15 protein-coding genes and 1 pseudogene are annotated in these 16,737 nt (G+C 60.6%); 3 read left to right on the forward strand and 13 right to left on the reverse strand.

Features of this window, described 5'->3' with window-relative positions; translation table 11 throughout:
• Positions 1 to 20 precede the first annotated feature (20 nt).
• The 6 genes from ACVWYO_RS23905 to ACVWYO_RS23930 are packed head-to-tail and all read right to left on the reverse strand — an operon-like array spanning position 21 to position 8,552.
• On the reverse strand, positions 21 to 311 hold the full coding sequence (locus tag ACVWYO_RS23905) for a hypothetical protein (protein WP_457355455.1): 291 nt from the start codon (positions 309 to 311) through the stop codon (positions 21 to 23).
• Entirely contained in the window at positions 292 to 936 is a 645-nt protein-coding gene (locus tag ACVWYO_RS23910) for a YkgJ family cysteine cluster protein (protein WP_457355457.1), read from the reverse strand. Before ACVWYO_RS23910 ends, ACVWYO_RS23905 begins: the two co-directional genes overlap by 20 nt.
• Positions 933 to 2,291 carry an efflux transporter outer membrane subunit gene (locus ACVWYO_RS23915; RefSeq protein ID WP_457355459.1) on the reverse strand — a complete coding sequence of 453 codons (1,359 nt, stop codon included), beginning with the start codon at positions 2,289 to 2,291 and terminating at the stop codon, positions 933 to 935. The genes ACVWYO_RS23910 and ACVWYO_RS23915 overlap by 4 nt, the downstream gene beginning before the upstream one ends.
• The gene (locus ACVWYO_RS23920; protein ID WP_457355461.1) at positions 2,288 to 5,410 is read right to left on the reverse strand and encodes an efflux RND transporter permease subunit; all 3,123 of its coding nucleotides are present in this window, start codon (positions 5,408 to 5,410) and stop codon (positions 2,288 to 2,290) included. Before ACVWYO_RS23920 ends, ACVWYO_RS23915 begins: the two co-directional genes overlap by 4 nt.
• Positions 5,407 to 6,612 carry an efflux RND transporter periplasmic adaptor subunit gene (locus ACVWYO_RS23925; protein WP_457355463.1) on the reverse strand — a complete coding sequence of 402 codons (1,206 nt, stop codon included), beginning with the start codon at positions 6,610 to 6,612 and terminating at the stop codon, positions 5,407 to 5,409. The genes ACVWYO_RS23920 and ACVWYO_RS23925 overlap by 4 nt, the downstream gene beginning before the upstream one ends.
• Positions 6,612 to 8,552, reverse strand: coding sequence for a M3 family oligoendopeptidase (locus ACVWYO_RS23930; protein ID WP_457355465.1), 1,941 nt, complete (start codon positions 8,550 to 8,552; stop codon positions 6,612 to 6,614). Before ACVWYO_RS23930 ends, ACVWYO_RS23925 begins: the two co-directional genes overlap by 1 nt.
• Positions 8,553 to 8,687: 135 nt before the next feature.
• Here ACVWYO_RS23930 and ACVWYO_RS23935 point away from each other — a divergent pair, with 135 nt between their 5' ends.
• Complete coding sequence (locus tag ACVWYO_RS23935; RefSeq protein WP_457355467.1) at positions 8,688 to 8,945, forward strand: hypothetical protein; 258 nt, start codon at positions 8,688 to 8,690, stop codon at positions 8,943 to 8,945.
• A gap of 46 nt (positions 8,946 to 8,991) precedes the next feature.
• Here the strand turns inward: ACVWYO_RS23935 and ACVWYO_RS23940 are convergent, their stop codons facing one another.
• Positions 8,992 to 9,903, reverse strand: coding sequence for an oxidoreductase (locus tag ACVWYO_RS23940; RefSeq protein ID WP_457355469.1), 912 nt, complete (start codon positions 9,901 to 9,903; stop codon positions 8,992 to 8,994).
• An 84-nt stretch (positions 9,904 to 9,987) separates the two neighbouring features.
• Between ACVWYO_RS23940 and ACVWYO_RS23945 the strand changes: the two genes are divergently transcribed.
• A complete protein-coding gene (locus ACVWYO_RS23945) occupies positions 9,988 to 10,425 on the forward strand; it encodes a winged helix-turn-helix transcriptional regulator (protein WP_457355593.1) in 438 nt (145 codons plus the stop codon).
• 18 nt (positions 10,426 to 10,443) lie between these two features.
• On the opposite strand, the pseudogene ACVWYO_RS23950 reads toward ACVWYO_RS23945, so the two are convergent.
• The 3 genes and pseudogenes from ACVWYO_RS23950 to ACVWYO_RS23960 form a co-directional block, all read right to left on the reverse strand.
• Positions 10,444 to 11,015: pseudogene (locus tag ACVWYO_RS23950) on the reverse strand (IS256 family transposase); the annotation flags it as partial.
• 212 nt (positions 11,016 to 11,227) lie between these two features.
• Entirely contained in the window at positions 11,228 to 11,467 is a 240-nt protein-coding gene (locus ACVWYO_RS23955; RefSeq protein WP_457355471.1) for a hypothetical protein, read from the reverse strand.
• A gap of 555 nt (positions 11,468 to 12,022) precedes the next feature.
• Positions 12,023 to 13,027: a zinc-dependent alcohol dehydrogenase family protein gene (locus tag ACVWYO_RS23960; protein ID WP_457355473.1), complete on the reverse strand. Its 1,005-nt coding sequence runs from the start codon at positions 13,025 to 13,027 to the stop codon at positions 12,023 to 12,025.
• A 164-nt stretch (positions 13,028 to 13,191) separates the two neighbouring features.
• On the opposite strand from ACVWYO_RS23960, the gene ACVWYO_RS23965 reads away from it, so the two are divergent.
• A complete protein-coding gene (locus ACVWYO_RS23965; RefSeq protein WP_457355475.1) occupies positions 13,192 to 13,629 on the forward strand; it encodes an RrF2 family transcriptional regulator in 438 nt (145 codons plus the stop codon).
• 314 nt (positions 13,630 to 13,943) lie between these two features.
• Here ACVWYO_RS23965 and ACVWYO_RS23970 read toward each other — a convergent pair whose 3' ends face one another.
• The 3 genes from ACVWYO_RS23970 to ACVWYO_RS23980 all read right to left on the reverse strand — a co-directional run bounded on the left by ACVWYO_RS23970 (position 13,944) and on the right by ACVWYO_RS23980 (position 16,698).
• Positions 13,944 to 14,558, reverse strand: a complete 615-nt coding sequence (locus tag ACVWYO_RS23970) for a TetR/AcrR family transcriptional regulator (protein ID WP_457355477.1) — start codon at positions 14,556 to 14,558, stop codon at positions 13,944 to 13,946.
• Positions 14,559 to 15,480: 922 nt separating this feature from the next.
• Positions 15,481 to 15,879: a hypothetical protein gene (locus tag ACVWYO_RS23975; protein ID WP_457355479.1), complete on the reverse strand. Its 399-nt coding sequence runs from the start codon at positions 15,877 to 15,879 to the stop codon at positions 15,481 to 15,483.
• A 285-nt stretch (positions 15,880 to 16,164) separates the two neighbouring features.
• Entirely contained in the window at positions 16,165 to 16,698 is a 534-nt protein-coding gene (locus ACVWYO_RS23980) for a nuclear transport factor 2 family protein (RefSeq protein WP_457355481.1), read from the reverse strand.
• Between the last annotated feature and the right edge of the window lie 39 nt (positions 16,699 to 16,737).

Consider the following 16,737-nt stretch of genomic DNA (forward strand, 5'->3'; position numbering starts at 1 on the left):
GACGATCAACTCTTCGGCGTTTAGTGGATTGAACGTCTGCTTCTTCCAGCGGCTATCCTATAAAACGATATAAGAGCGCAAATTGATTTATTATCCGATCGTCCTACCTCTTGTTCCAACAGGTTCAGTTGTTGCGTGCACAGGGCTACGAAATATTGATTGCTCGTCAACCGGTCCATTACGGCAATGCGCCAAGCCACCAGGATCGGCAGCAAGGTTGCATAGCCGTCGTCTGTATTGCGAACCACTGTCTCATAGGAGGGAAGCTCTCCAACTTGTGCTGCGGATGGATCATCCATGGGCTTCAGCATATAGTCGTTCCATGGGCGGTCCTGTCTCACAATTCAAATGCTCTATTACGCTCGGTGCGCAGCTGATCCGATACGATATTGTTCCCCAGGAGGACGACTTCGCTGTCGTTCGTTTCGCAGCAATAACCCGGCGTAGCGACGAATGCGTCGAGATAGCTTGCAAAATTGACGGCTGCCGGGAGTAGTGCAACGGCACCGTCCGGCAAGTGACGGGGCGATACTCACAGATGCCGCATCGCCCATCTTCCAGCGCCGGACAGAGGCCGGTCGTGTAGTCGTCGACCATCGCCGAGGTAGTCAGACTCACCTCACGCTGGTTGCGCCGTTCGGAGCGACGTCCGCTTGCGAACAGCGACAGATGCCGCCGCTTTTCCTCGAACGTTGCGCGAACCGGGATGCGACTTCCTTGCTCCCGCCACCAGTCTCGCGCGCGTAGCGACCGCTCGTCGAGTGGGATGCTGTGCACCTTAAAAGGGACGGACATAATGGAGGTCGAGGCGAGCGCGGCGGTTTCGCCAAGCTCCATCTTAGGCCCGCGGTTGCAGCACGCACCGCAACCCGTGCAGCCGGACCGGCGCGCTTCGTCGTCGCGCGCCGCTGATAGATGAATGGCATCCCGCGTCATAGCACCGCCAACGACGCGGCCAGAGTGATGCGGTTTTTTAGATCGATTCCGGCCAAGTCGATCTGACGGCGTCGGGCGCCGTACAGCGTCTGCTGATCGACTAAAGCCGCTAGGAAGGTCCCTTCACCCGCCTTGAAGCGAAGGAGCGACAACCGATAGGCTTCCGCAGCGGCAGTCACAACTCCGCCCTGTGCCGCTCGCTCTGCACCGATGGTCTCCTTGCGAGCCAGACCGTCCGAGGCATCACGAAAGCCGCCTTGGATCGCCTTCTCATAGGTGGCGAGCGCGGATGCCTGCTGCGCGCGCGCTTGTGCCAGATTGGCCCTGACGGGCCCACCTAGTATCGGTGCGCCGACAGCAGGGGTCACGATCAGTGACGCAGCGCGGCCTGCAAAGAGATTGGCGAGCCCGGTGCCGGCGAAACCCACGACTGACGAAAGCGACGCCGTTGGGAAGAAAGCGGCGCGAGCGGCTCCGACCCGCAGCCCGGCCGCTTGCAGCTGATACTCCGCTTGGCGAACGTCGGGGCGGCGTAGCAGCACCGCAGACGATATGCCTGCATCGACTGTGGCGATCGTTGTCTCCAGTGTATCGAGAGATAGGGGCTCTTCGTCCGGTGAGATCGTGCCGCCGACGACGAACTGAAGCGCATCGCGATCCTGTTCCACGCGGGTTACTTGCTCTAATTCGTCGGCTTGGGCCTGCTTTAGGATGATGACCGCATTCTGAATGTCCGAACCGGACGCTAGACCGGCGCCATAGCGTCTTGTGGTAATGTCGAGCGCCTGCCCACCGGCGTCTGCCGTCTGCCGCGCCACCTTCAGAAGGTCCTTGTCGGCCGCGAAGGTAACGAAGGCTTGGCCGACCTCGGACCGGACGGCCAGCCGCGCCGCCATCGTTCCTTGAGCCGAGGCCAGATAATCGGTGAAGGCAGCGCGGCTCAAATTCTTGAGGCGGGAAAAGAGGTCGAGCTCAAAGCTGCTTTCGCCAATCGTCGTGTAGGTCGACTTCGACGCGATCGTGCTGTTGTCTCCCAGCGGCAGCGAGGTTCCGCCGGCGCCCACCGCCAGGGTGGGACGTTCAGCCGAGCGCTGAGCGCGAAACTGTGCCTGCGCGCTTGCGGCTGCTTCAACCGCAAGTCGAAGGTCGCGGTTATCAGAAAGCGCCCGGTCGATGAGATGGTTCAAGCGCTTACTGAGGATGGCCGGCCCGGCTACGTTCGCTGAAGCGCCGTCGACCTGAGAGAAGTGCGTAGGGATCGGACTCGGCGGCCGGACATAGGCCCTTGCCAGATCGCAACCCGCCAAGCTCGCGAGCAACAGACCCGCCAGAGCACTTCGCATGGCGTCGCTCATCCTCGCTGCTCCTCCGGCGAGCGACGGAACCGATCAAACAGCTGCGAGGTGACGACGAAGAAGGCCGGGACGAGGAACACGCCCAGGATCGTCGCGCTTACGACGCCACCCAGGATCGAGGTTCCGATCGCGATCCGGCTCTGTGCACCCGCCCCACTTGCCAGCGCCAAGGGTAGCACGCCAGCGACGAGCGCCGTGGATGTCATGACGACGGGTCGAAACCTCAGCCTAGCAGCCTCGATCGCAGCGTAGCGCAGCGGCGTGCCACCGCGAACCGCCATCTCGGCGAACTCCACGATCAGCGTCGCATTCTTCGCCGCGAGCCCGATTGTAGTCAGCAGGCCGACCTGGAAATAGACGCTGTCCGCCACGCCGCGCGTCATCGCGCCGATGGCGGCGCCGATGACTCCCAATGGTATCGAAAGCAGCACGGCCGTTGGAACAGACAGACTTTCGTAGAGGGCGGCCAGGCTGACGAAGACGACGAGCAGCGCGACCCCATAGACGATCGGAGCCTGCCCGCTGGCTTGCGTCTCCTGACGGCTGAGGCCCGACCAGTCATAGCCGAGCTGCGGAGCGACGCGCTTCTGGATTGCGACAATCTCGTTCATGGCGTCACCCGAGCTCGCGTTAGGCGCCGCTTCGCCGTCGATTTCGTAAGCGGGCTGCCCCTGAAAACGGGAAAGCGTGGACGGACCCTGGTCCCAGTCAGTCCGGGCAAAGGCCGCAAAAGGGGTCATCGCATCGCCGGAACTTGAGCGGACATACCAGTCGCCGAGGTTGCTCGGCAACATGCGATAGGGCGCATCGCCCTCCATGTAGACGCGCTTGACGCGCCCTCGATCGATGAAGTCGCCGATGTAGCTAGGCCCCCATGCCGAGGCGAGCGTGGCGGTCGCGTCATCCTCCTTGACCCCGAGCGCAGCGAGCTTGCTTTCGTCCAGGTTGATGCGGAGTTGGGGCGCGTCGGGCAGGCTAGCGTTGCGGACGTTGGCCAGCAGCGGGTCCTTCTGCGCCGCGGCGATGACCCGGTCGCGGAGCGCCGCGAATTGGTCGCGGGACACGCCGCTGCGATTGAGCAGCTGGAAGCTAAACCCGTCGGACGATCCCAGGCCCGAGATGGCCGGCGGTGTGGTCGCAAAGGCGTCCGCGTCGGGTATGGCGTTCATGGCCTCGGCGGCGCGGCGGGCGATCACGCGTGCGCCGTCGTTGACCAGGTCGCGGTGCGAGAAGTCGGTGAGAGTGGCGAAAGCGCCCCCGGTGTTGGCGCCGCTGGCGGACAGGCCGCTTCCGATCGAGGTGAAAAGGTGCGCAACCCCACGGCGTTCGTCGGTCAAGAAGTAATGCTCGACCTGGCGCATGGCGTCGGCCGTACGATCGGCGCTGGCGTTGGCGGGCAGGCTGAACTGGGAGAAGACCTGTCCCTGATCTTCGGACGGCAGGAACGTCGTGGGGAGCCGTTCCATGAGGATCGGGATGAAAGCGCAGAGAATCACAAAGCCGAGCAGATAGCCCCTCGGCTTGCTGACGATCCGCCCCATCCAGACCTGGTATACAGCTTGGATCCGGGCAAACCCTGCCTCCAGACGCGTTCCGTTGTTCTGCGCGCAAGACCGGGGCCGTAAAAACAGCACGCAAAGCGACGGCGAGAGGAAGACCGCTACGAAGACGGACAAAAGCATGGCTGATACGATCGTGACGGCGAATTGGCGGTAAATCACACCGGTTGGGCCGCCGAAGAATAATAAGGGTGCCATCACCGCGCTCAGGACGAGAGCGACGCCGATCAGAGCCGATCCTAACCGTTCCATGGCGAGCGCTGTCGCGCGCCGGACGCTCAAGCCCTCTTCCTGGATAATACGTTCCACGCCCTCCACAACGACGATCGCGTCGTCGACGAGGAGACCGATCGCTAGCACCATGCCGAACAGTGTCATCGTGTTTAGCGAATAGCCCAGCACCGCCAGCACCCCGGCCGTACCCAACAATACGACCGGGACAGCGATCGCCGGCACGAGTGCTGCCCGCCAACTGCCAAGGAAGAGCAGGATCACCGTCACGACGCAGAAGATCGCGACCAACAGCGTCTCCACAACCTCATGGATCGAGAGCTTGACGAAGTCGCTTGAGTCGCGCGGGAAGGCGAGGGCGTAGCCCGCCGGCATTCCCACCGCGAGCTCGCCGGCGCGCATTTTCACCAGCGCTGCGGTCTTTAGCGCATCCGCGCCCGGCGACAGCGAGATGTTGAGGCCCGATGCCGGATGACCGTCATAGTGGACTGCGACACCGTAATCGTCCTGACCGAGCTCAACTCGAGCGACGTCCGAGATACGGACTACTGACCCATCGGAGGCGGCTTTGACGATGACGTCGGCGAACTGCTGAGGGGTCTGGAGCCGCGACTTCATCTTGACGACAGCGTTGATCTGCTGACCGTGCACGGTAGGAGCCTGGCCGATCTGACCGGCGGACAAATCGACATTCTGGGCAGCGACCGCGTTCGCAACATCGGACGGCATGAGATGATAGATGGCCAGTCGGGACGGATCGAGCCAGATTCGCATCGCGTGCCCCTTGGTGAACGGCGCTGCTTCGCCGACGCCCGGCACGCGTGCGAGACCATCCTGCAGTCTGCTGATCGTAAGATCGGAAATCTCAGCGGGGGAGGCCCGGTTCGATTGGTCGTAGATCGTCACGAACATGAGAAAATTAGCGTTGGATTTGGTGATTCCGACACCCTGGTCCTGCACGACCTTGGGGAGCCGCGGCAGGATCTGCTGGACTTTGCTTTGGGTCTGCACCTGGACGATATCCGGGTCGACGCCTTGGTCGAACGTCAGCGTGATGTCCACGCCGCTGTTGCTGTCCGAGGAGGACTCGAAATAGCTTAGGCCTTGCAGGCCGTTCAGCTGCTGCTCGATCAGCGCGGTGACGCTGCTTTCGAGCGTCTCGGCCGAGGCGCCGGGATAGCTCGCATGGATAATGACCTGCTGCGGGGCTATGTCTGGGAAGCGCCTGACTTGGAGGTGAAGGAGCGCCGCCCCGCCGGCGACCGTGATCAACGTCGCCAGCATGTAGGCGAGGACCGGCCGGCGAAGGAAGGCCTTCGCCAGGGTCACAGCTTGCCTCCCTCATTGGTCACCGCATGCGGACGCACGGTGTCACCTGGAGCTATCTTGGCACCGCCCGTCATGATTACCCGCTCGCCTTGGGCAAGCCCGGACCGAATGATCCAGTTGGCGCCGATCGCCTGGCCTAGAACAACCGCGCGGCGAACGGCTCGATTTTGCCGGTTCACGATCAGCACCGAGCCTGCGCTGCCACTCCCGACCGTCACCGCCTGTTGAGGAATCATCGTTGCTGAGGGCGCCACGGTTTCCTCAATGGCACCGCGAACGAAGAGGCCTGGCAGAAGCTCATGGAAGCGATTGGTGACCCGCACCCTGACGATGGCGGACTGAGTGCCTTGCGCAATGGTCGCATCGGTAAACTCGACGCGACCGCTCAGCGGCTGGCCGGCATCGCCGCCTGCAAGCAGTCGCACGGCGGAGCCGGATGCTGGGACAACTTCGGCTGTACCGTCGCCTCCACCTTGTCCGAGCGGGAGGGCAAGATCTGCAAAGACGCTGTCGATCGATTGGACGGTTGCAAGAGGGGCCGCCTGACCCGGCGTGACGAGCGCGCCGACCGTGATCTGTGAGCGACCGATCCGACCGCTGATGGGCGACCGGATACGGGTATAATCGAGATTGGCGCGCGCCGTCGCGAGCGCGGCTTCGCGTTCGTGGACGAGCGCGTCAGCTTGCCGACTGGCCGTCAGTGCGTCATCGACATCCTGCGCGCTCGCGGCGTTGGTGTTCTGGAGCGTGGCGAACCGCTTCGCTTTTACCGCTGCGGCGGCCTGAGACGCGCGTGCGTTTTCGAGCTGCGCTTTGGCCTCTCCGAACGCGCTGACATAGAGCCGGTCCTCGATCGTGAACAGCACGTCACCCGCGTAGACATCGGTTCCTTCCGTGAAGAGCCGACGCTTGACGATCCCGCCGATCTGCGGCCTGATTTCGGCGGTTAGGGTCGGCACGACCTGTCCATTCAGCTCGCGCGACACTGTCGTCGGCGCAAGCGCGACGGCGGCTACCTGTACAACGGCGGGCGCCTTCTCCACTTCCTGGGTTTGGGCCGAGCACCCGGTGAGGATCAGGACTGCAGGCAGAGCGGAGGCGCCAAGACGAAAACTGTCTCTCGTCGTCAGCGCAGCGGCCAACTCCCGTCCGGCCGTCTTACCAAGTCGGGCGCAGGTCAGATCGAGGTATTTCCCAGACATCAGCCGACCAGCGCTTCGCAGCGATCCAGCAGCGAGCCCATGAGCTTGTTGACGGCCGCGTAGGGCGCCGCTGTCGCAAGATCGACGCCAGCCCTCTTCTCGATTAGATATGGATAGTCTGCCCCCCCGGCGCGCAGTGCATCGAGATAGCGGTCGCGCTGGGCCGTTCCCTGGCGAACCTGCACCGCGAAGGCCGCTGCGGCCGCGATGCAGGTAGCATATTTGTAGACGTAGAAACTGTTGAAAAAGTGCGGTATCTCCGCCCACGCCGAACCATAGTTGTCGGGAATCACGACATCAGGACCGCAGTACTTGCGTAGCAGGCCGAGATAGAGGCGCGACAGCGCCGCTCCTGAAAGACCTTCGCCGGCTTCGACCTTCTGATGAACCGTCAGTTCGAACTCGGCCAGCATGACTTGCCGGTAGTAGACTGACCAAAGATTGTTGATCTGCATGCCCAGGTAGATCAGCGTGTCGCGGCGCGACTGGGACTGTGCGATCATCATGTCGGCGAGCAGGATCTCGTTCAGTGTGGACGGCACTTCGCTGATTGCATTGGTATATTGCGCCTTGTCGTAGGGCTGCGCGCGGTTCGCGAGCAGCGTGTGCATCGCGTGACCCCACTCATGTGCATGCGTTGACAGGCTCTGATAATCGTCCGTCAGGTTGAGCAGCAGGTAGGGATGCACGTCATAGGCGGCGCCGGGGTTCATATAGGCGCCGACCTGCTTGCCCGTTCTAGGATAGGGATCCATCCAGTTTTTCGCGGTCGCGGAGGCGAGAAGGGCGGCATAGTCGCGACCGAGCGGCTGGACAGCCTGAAGCGTGAGACTGCGCATCTCGGAAAGGGAAAAAGTCCGGCCGCCCGGCAGGAGTGGAACGGACAGATCCCAATAGCCGATGTCGGGCAACTGCAGCAGCTTGCGGCGCAGCGCCATGTAGCGGTGAGCTTGCGGCAAGCCCGCATCGGTCGTCTGGACGAGCGTGGTGTACACGGCGTCCGGCGTTCCGTCCGCGTCCAGCGCCATGGCAAGCGACGTCGGGTAGCGACGGCTACGCGCTGTGAAGGCGTCCGCCTGAACATGCCCAAGATAGTTTGCGCCGAGCGCGTCGGTGAAAGTAGCAAGCTTCGCGTAATGCTCGTCAAAAGCCTGCTTGCGATCGGTCCGATTGGCCGACGTTCGCAGGGCATTGAGACCCTGGAGATCCAGAGTCTTCTTCGTGCCATTCGATAGCTTGACCGTTGGCCAAGCGATGTCACTGGAAATGAGCTGTGACTGCACGTTCTCGAACGTGCCAAGAGGCTGCGCTGTGCCAGCGAGAAGCGCTTCCTCCTGCGCGTTCAACGTATGCGGTTGCCGTCGCAACACGCCGTCGAGATAGTGCGAAAAGTGGGTGCTGAGCTCTGAGGACTCCACAAGATAGCGAGAGACCCGATCACGGCCAAGACCTACGACGGCGGGTGCGATCCAGGCCCCGGCGTCGTCGGCCCGGGCCGACAAGCCTTCCGCGAGTTGAGAGCGCTCCTGTGCGGCGCTGTCGCGGTGATCAGCGTCGGCCGCCAAGGTCGCGTAGGCTTCGATACGCTCGGTCTGGCGCCCCAGATCGGATTGAAGGTGAAGCACCGCAAGCAGTGCAGTGGCCGTCTCAACCGGCCGCGGTACACGCAGAGTATCGAGACGGGAGAGCACCGACCTGCGCGCGGAGTCCCACGCCGCTGCGCTGGGGTAAATGTCCGCTAAGTTCCAGGACAAGTTAGTCGCCGGCAACACCGCGCGATCAAATTGAGCTATCGCCGGTGCGGCAAAGCCGGCCATCGCCGTCCCGAGAAATGTCCGGCGAGCGATCAAGCAAGGCAATGACGATAGCTTGTCGCTCAACAGTGTCCTGTCTGGTGCCTCATCGTTAGCAATACGAAATTCGTAAGAACGGGCGGTCATCTGTCTATCCTCCGCGGCGACAAATATCTCCTCATCGTATGTACGAGCCGTTGCAAAGCGGTTTCGCCGAACACCCGATGCGCTTCGGCAAACCGCGAGGTGGTCTTGCAGCGGACGCACCAGCTGAAGGAATGGATGGTCGAGTATGTCCGTCTGCAAGCGCAGCGCGGGCAATCGCTGTTCAGCCGGAAGGCGCTGGCGACGGTGGGGACGCAGGAGATCGCGCGTCAGTTCAAGGAACGCGCAAGCGCATGCATGGCTCAGCTACAGCAGGAACAGGCGCATCGGGAGGCGGTGCAGCGCGAGCAGCTACGCCAGCGTCAGGTGAAGCGCGATCAGCAGCGCCAGATCGACCGCGATCATGGGCCGTCACTCGGGCGGAGGGTCCGCTAACGCAGCAATGCCGACGGCCTGTAGTTTGGTGCGACCAAGGTTGTTCTCAAGCAAGAGGATAGCTGATTCCGCTGATCCGCTCCAACTCGCCCCACAGCCGCCGACCCGCTGCGGCATCGTTCGCAAATGAAGCGGTCTCCTGCTCGACCGGGTGACCGCGAAGGCGGAAGAGGCCGCCAGGACCGTAATAGCCGCCCGGCTTGGCGTCGAGCGCCGTGGCAGCGCGCAACGTCGGCTCGGCACCCGACGCCGCGCTCTGCAACATCGGGCGCATCGCCCAAGTAATCAACTTCATCGGCAGCGAGGTGTCGACCGCTAGATTTGTGCGTGACGCCCCGGGATGGGCGGCGACGGACAGTAGCTGGTTGCCTGCCTGACGCTGAAGCTCGCGGGTGAACAGGATGTCGGCGAGCTTGGTCTTGCCGTAGGCGCGCACCGGGCGGTAGCCGCGTTCGGACTCCAAGTCCTCGATCGGCGTCGGGCCACCTTGCGTATGCGCGTAGGACGAGACGGTTACCACCCGGGGCACTGGAGCGTCGAGGATGAGGGGCAGCAGCAGTCCGGTCAGCACGAACGGCCCAAGCACGTTGGTGGCGAATTGCAGCTCGTGCCCGTCGGGGCTGGTGCGCCGCTCGGGAAGCGCCATCACGCCGGCGTTGTTGACGAGCATGTCGATCGGCCGCGCGGCGTCAAGCTGACTTTGCGCGAATGCCCGCACCGAGGCTAGCCGCGCCAAGTCTAGCGCGCCGGTACGAATCTGCGCCGCCGGAACCGCCGCGCGGATACGGTCAGCCGCCGCCGCCGCCTTGCCCACGTCGCGCGAGGCGATCGTTACCTCCGCACCTGCGCGGGCGAGTTCGAGGGCTGTGTACCAGCCGATGCCGCTGTTGCCCCCAGTGACGATCGCGCGCCTGCCGGTTTGATCGGGGATGTCACTGGTGGTCCATGTACTGCTCATGCCGAGCGGTATCGGTTTCATTATCACCGCTTGCAACCAGGTACCTGATGGTAACAAAGAAACTTGGCGGTTACCATGACGAGTATGACAGAAAGCGGCGAGAACAATGACCCCTGCTCGGCTCTGAGCGCCGAGCAGCAGGGCTTGGTGCGCGAGGTGCTCGCGCGCACGGTCGACAAATGGGGGCTGTGGGTATTGATCGAGCTGTCCGAGGACGGGCCGCTGCGCTTCTCACGATTGCTAGATCGGGTCGGTCGGATAAGCCAGAAGTCGCTCACCGCGACGCTGCGCCAGTTGGAGCGTGACGGGCTAGTGACTCGCACGATGGTAGCGCAAGTGCCGATTCGGGTCGACTATGCCGCAACTCCGCTGGGCCAAGCGCTCATCGAGCAGGTTCATCCACTATGGCTCTGGGCCATCGAGCGCCTGCCCGAAATCGCCGCCGCACGCGCGATCTATGACGCACGGATCGAGAGTGGCGGAAATTCCATGCCCGATCATCGCGGACTCGACCGAGTTTAGCAGGTCGCAATGATGAAAGCGTACGCCCAAGGCGATGTGGATCGCCTTATTGCGCACCATGCCCTCGTCGCGGATCTTGATCCGGATCGCGTCAAAAAACACCAGCGGGTAGACCGGATCGAGCGGCCGCTGCTGCCAGGTCGCGACCTCGTCGAGCACGGCGTCGGTCACCGTGCTGATCAGGTCGGGCGATACGTCGATGCCGTACAGATCTTGGAGATACCCGGTAATCTCGCGGGTGCTCATGCCACGCGCGTACATCGACGCGATCTTTTCATCGAACCCTTGAAAGCGGCGCTGATACTTGGCGATCAGTTGCGGGTCGAAGCTTGCCTGACGGTCGCGCGGCACGTCGATTGCCATCTTGCCGGTGTCGGTCATCACGGTCTTCCGGCCATAGCCATTGCGTGTGTTGCCGGCTCCGTCCTCGCCGGCGAGGTGGTGATCCATCTCCGCGTTCAAGGCGCGCTCCGTGAGCGCTTCAGGGAATCTAGCAGGCCACCCTGATCAAATGCAGCACTGGCGTCGCCGCCCGCCAGCAGTTGATCGAGAAGCTCGTTGGGGATCACAGGTTCTTTGCGTCGAGGCATATTGGGAACTCCTTTTACCCATTATGCCCGGCTACACACGGAAATCCTGACAGTCCCTTCTCCTTGGCCATGCATCCACCTCCTTTGTGGTGGTGGCCTAAGAATCAGATCGCAATCCCTTTGGGAATTCCTCGCGATTCAGTCAGATCGAGACGTGCTCTAGCGCCAAAAGATGGCTTGATCACACCGGATACTCTAGCGCGAGCCGTCCGCTAGTGCGGTTCGTCCCGCTGCTCGGGCGCGATCAGACGCCCTTCTTTGAACAAGGTTCCGATCCCGACCGCAAAGATCAGCGCCACGAGCGGAGTCCAGAGCACATGTTCGATTCCGAACCTTTGTGCGACCCAACCCACGATCACCGGAGCGAGACCTCCGCCGAACAGCTCGCCGGTTGCAATCACGACGCCGCTCGCCGTTGCAGCCAGCTCGGGAGGAACGGACCGGTCGCACATCGGCCCAACCGTCAGGGTCAGTAATGTGGATCGGCTCCGAAATTGAGACTCCGGTGTGTTTTCGCCAAGTTGTTGAATTTGCGCCCGAGCTTTCGGATTCTAGGGGGGCCGATCGGCGCCTATCGGGACCCCTTCAAAAACTGTGCTTTCCGAAGAAATACAGTTGGTTGCGTTGCTCAAAGAGGGGTCCCGTTTTCGGCACCGATCCACACCTAAGACTAGGTCCAAGAACGGTTTTAGGAGCGTCGTGATATTCCCAATTCCTGATCCAGACTGTGCGAAAACTCCCGGAGCGCCGCGGCAAAACCTGCTGACGAGGCGGATTGACCTTATTTGGAGCGTTTGGACTGCTCAAACAGGCAAAATGCGGCACTTACCGGCTTGGTTCTCGGTCGGCGATCGAGTTTTCGCACAGTCTGGATCGGGAAATGCGAAGGGCAGTGCCTTCCTAACTCGCGGGCAGCGTCTCGGGCGTGAGCTCCACCAGCGGCATCTGCGCCGCCAACGCCCGCAGTTCGGGGTCGATCAACGCGTCGGCCCGGACCTGCGCCGACGTCATCGCGCCACCTCGATCACCACCTTGCCAAAGACACCCTCGTGCTGCGCGGCATAAGCCTTGGCGACATCCTCGAACGCGAACCGGGCGCCCACGGGGGGACGAATGCCATGCTCCTCGATGAAGGCGCGCAACTGCTCGTAGGCGGCAGCGCTGCCGACTGCGATGCCGCGGATGGTGAGCGTGCGGCCCATGAAGAACATCGGGTTGGGCGGCCCGTCCTGCGCCATCAGACCCATGACCGCGATCTCGCCGCCGGGGCGGAGCGCTGCCATGGCGCGATTGATCTCGCCCACGGGATCAATCACCTTGTCCACGCCGCCTAGGCGCCGAAACACGTCGGCACCCCAGTCGGGCACCTTGCGATGGTTGATCGCCTCCGTCACCCCAAGCTCGCGCAGTCGATCGAGCTTGGCGTCGCTGCTGGAAGTACCGTACACTTCCGCACCCGCAGCACGAGCCAGCAACAGCGCGAACAATGCGACACCGCCCGTTCCAGGCGCCATCAGCCGCGTGCCTGGCCCGACAGGCTTGCCGTCGAACACCGCGCTCCACGCCGTCACGCCGGCACAAGGCAGGGTCGCGGCTTCAGCCCAGTCAAGACCGGCGGGCGCGGGCGCAACCCGCGTCGCGGGCAGCACGACATACTCGGCTAGCACGCCCTGCTCGGCGGCTGCGCCGAGCCCCATGGTCAGATCGAGCGGTGGTGGACCGTCAGTCCATCCACGAGTGTAGAGCGTGACTGCGCGATCACCGATTTGCCAGTCTTCGACGCCCGCGCCGATCGCATCGATCTCACCGCTCGCATCCGCCACAGGCACGAGATCTGTATCTGGACGCCAGCCTGGCGCGCCGTCGAGCACAAACAAGTCGCGATAGTTGAGCGACACCGACCGCACCCGGATGCGGACCTCACCGGGGCCGGGCTCCGGCACCGCGACATCCTTCTCAAGACGAAGGGCGGCGATACCGTTCTGATGAGCGGGGAGAAGCCAGCGGCGCATGAGTGTAATTCCTTGCCGGTAAGTGGAACAGAAAGGTTGCACCTCGGTCGCCTCTTGCTCTGCGAGCAACCGCGGGGCATATTGCAACGGTGATTATGGCATTACGTCTTTAACTGCAAGAGTGATTGTTTTGGAATGAGCGAGATGCTGAAGCGGAGAGGGACATGATTGACCTCCGATATCCGACCGCCTTGCAGATGGTGCTGTCGCTAGCCGTGGCGCACGAGCAAGACGTGCGTTGCACCAGTGCGGAACTGGCGGCTGGCTTGGGCGCCAATCCGGTGCTGGTCCGCAAGCTTTTGGTGCCGCTCGCGCATAACGGCATTGTCATTTCAACCGCCGGCAAAAATGGCGGCGTCCGCTTGGGCCGCTTGCCCGAACAGATCACGCTGCTCGATGTCTACAAGGCGGCGGTGGAGGAAAAACGACTGTTCGCCACCCGCCCCAACGTACCCGGCCTGTGCGTCGTCAGCCGGAATATAGGACGCTTCTTTGGCGGTTTGGCCGAGGAAATTGAGGGTGAGCTTTCTCAGCATCTATCGCGAAAAACCCTCGCGCATAGCTTGGCGGTAATCCGCGAGCTGGACAACATGACGCACTGATGTCGGAAACGGCTGTGCAGCTCATTTCAAACCACATCCTCACTGAGTCAAACTCTTGTTCTGATTAGTGCAACCAAACGGGCAAACGGGCAAACGGACAAACGGAAGGACAGATCACGAAGTTGAAGCTCGTCAAACGCCAGATGTACGGGCGCCCCCAGCTCGATCTGCTGCGCGCGAGGCTGATGCCACCTCACGATCAAACCGCTTAGCTGCACCAAAAGTGAGTCAGAGCCTCGCTTGGGCGCCTATCTACAATTACGATGCAAAAAAGCATTGCCCTACCACCGCGGGTGCATGAGCCGCTTGCTCAGTTAAAGAGCCCGCAGCGTTGCCATGGCCGACCGTACTCCATTAGTAAATCTGGTTTCAGATATACTTTCTAGGCAAGACAGTCCTGGCCACTTTACGACAAAGGCCGCCCCCATCAAAATGTCTGCTTCATCATTCAACTTCTCACCGCGCAGAGTCATGTTAACAAAGGATGCCAACTCGCGGGCGCAACTGTAGATACATTGATATTGATTTCTGACTTCATCAGCTACAGCTGCGTTCTGAGATACTTCGGCGAAAATATAAAAGGATATCGCCTCTTCGTCCTTGGAAATCACATTTTCGATAAAATGGCAGAGACCGTCTTCGATGGTGATATCGCCGTCCTTCAATCGCGGGATTATCGACCGTATTTCTCGCAGTTTCCGTTCGGCATCCAATTTCACGATTGCAAGGATCAGATCGTTTTTGTTGCCGAACAAGCGGTAGATCGAGCCCACGCTGACGTTCGCCTCCACAGCCAGTTCTGACATCGGGGTCTGGTGAAACCCAGAAATTGCAAACATTTTTGTTGCTGTGCTGACGATACGGTCTCGTATTCCCGACACTTCTCGCCGTCTAATCACGCAGTTTCCAATCATAGATTTCTGATTCATCCCACGGATCGCGCAGTGCGCGCCAGACTAAAATCAACTACTGAACCGAAAGCTGAACGCTGCTGAATGTTCGCAGTGCATGGCTTTGCGCTTTCCTCGCCGGAGCATACTTTACTGTCAGAAAAGAAGGTCTTCAGCTACGCGCGTTTTCTGGTCGATAATATTGGGTCAGTTCTCCGCTTGCCGAATCGTCGGCTTGCCCTGCAAAGTCAGAGTTTACGAAAAAACGAGCGATCTTTTCTATGCGGGGCAGTGAGTTATGGCGTAGGCCTCGCTGTCTGCATCGCGAGTAGCACCTGCCGTGCCGCGGCCGGCCGCTCCAAATGCACCAGAAAGGGTCTACGAGATAGCCGAAAACGGGCGCTCTCGGCGAGGCTCCGTATGCAACCAAGCAGGCGGGTTGCCGCTCGCGAATCCGTTACGTTGTCCGACGGGAAATCGGCTATATCTCGGCTAGGTCGCCGATCAAAGAATTGGCGGTGTGACAAAAGGCCAGTTTCTTTTGTGAGCAATTCTACAGCTTGGCTTTGGCCGAGGAGTTTTTTCCGTTGGATCATGCGACCGCCATGCCTTCAGATTTTGAATGCGGACCAGGTCTGCATCGAATTCCACTGATGGGCCAGAATGTCAGGAAGCGATTCCTGATCGGGTAAGACCGATCAATGCATACTTACCCCAGTTTGAGATACACCGCACGCTTCCAAATTATTGGCCGATCTGACTGTTCAACACTGATGGCGTGATTTGGTCGAGTTTCGCCATTGGTGGACATTCTAACGTGGCACGCATTGCGGTCATTCATGGCAGCAGTGCCGGAGGTTTCCACGTTCTCCGCCCGCCGCAAAAACCGTAGATGTCCCTTCATCATGTAAAAGTCGGTCTAGCGAACGGATCCTTATATCAACCTTCCATAACCTGATGCTCACATGCTTACGGGCCGCATTAATTCCGAAAAGCAGTGCTCGCGATCCGCAAGCAGCCATGTAATTGCAACCTTTTCTGAAATAAAGCATTGCTCCGTTGGCAAGTTAAAAGTCCGGCAAACTTGCAGTTTTTGCAAACTCGTCGGCAGAACGAACGCTCGACGATCATAAGAACTTATCTTTTTGGCGCGTTGCACTGCTACCATTTTCATTGCCTCAACGCTTTGTACTTGACCATCGGTAACAACAAGCATTTTCATGTCGCCATGTAGCCGCTTACACTTCTCTTTCGCCGCTTTGGTGGATTCAATAATCGCGCTGACTTGGTTACTCGAAAGAAAACCCTCGATGCGGCATCTGATGAAACCCGCCGCGCTGTCAAATTCAACCGAAAACATATTGCTATTCCCCGGTTCCCGAAAGGGTCGGCATTAAATTCGAAGAGACGAGACGGCCATCGCTGCCAGCACATAATTCCCTTTGACCGAAAAATTGTCCTACTACCTTAAAGATTTGACGCCTTGATAGTATGGTACATGTAAATAATGGACACGGGATTAACGGACCGAAGTCTGACAATGACAGCGAAAGCAGACAGCGACATCTTGCTCGTACGGTTTGAGCGCACTTCTATCGGTCGCAAGGGCGGCGCGCATACATCCGAGCGACTCGTCGCGTTTCATTCATGCCCTACCAGATGCGCGCTTGAGCGCCTTCAGGTATCCGAGGTTTCCTGCCTCTGCGAAACCGTAAAGCGAGTTCATGTTCATATCCGGACTCTGATCTCCGTTTGGCTCCGGGACGCGCGGATTCCCTGTCCATGACAGCAGCCTGCAGACCCTGCGACTGATTTTCCATCTACCGTCGCTCCGAACGAGCTCGTCGTCATACCACCCGGTGCCGAACCACGCAGGCCCGCCCTCGGCAGCGTCGCGTATCAGGAGCCAGTTACCGTAGCTAAAGGCGTAGGCGACATCGCCTTCGACATGGACCAGATGGCCCATCATCGTGTGCTGATGATTGTTCAGCGTGGCATGAAAGTTTTCGAATCCTTGCTTGAACTCGGCACGGCCCGACCAGGCGACTGCGGCTGGACCTAGATCCATCACGACGTCTTCAGTGAAAATGTCATCGAACAGCTCCCACGCGTGCGCATCAAGCGCAAAGGCATAAAGGTTCAAGGCCTCGATGATTTCGGCTTTGTCGGTCGCTGGCATCAATGACATCCTCTTCCATTTTACATTTCGGTACGCCGA

Source organism: Sphingomonas sp. UYP23, from assembly GCF_054059235.1.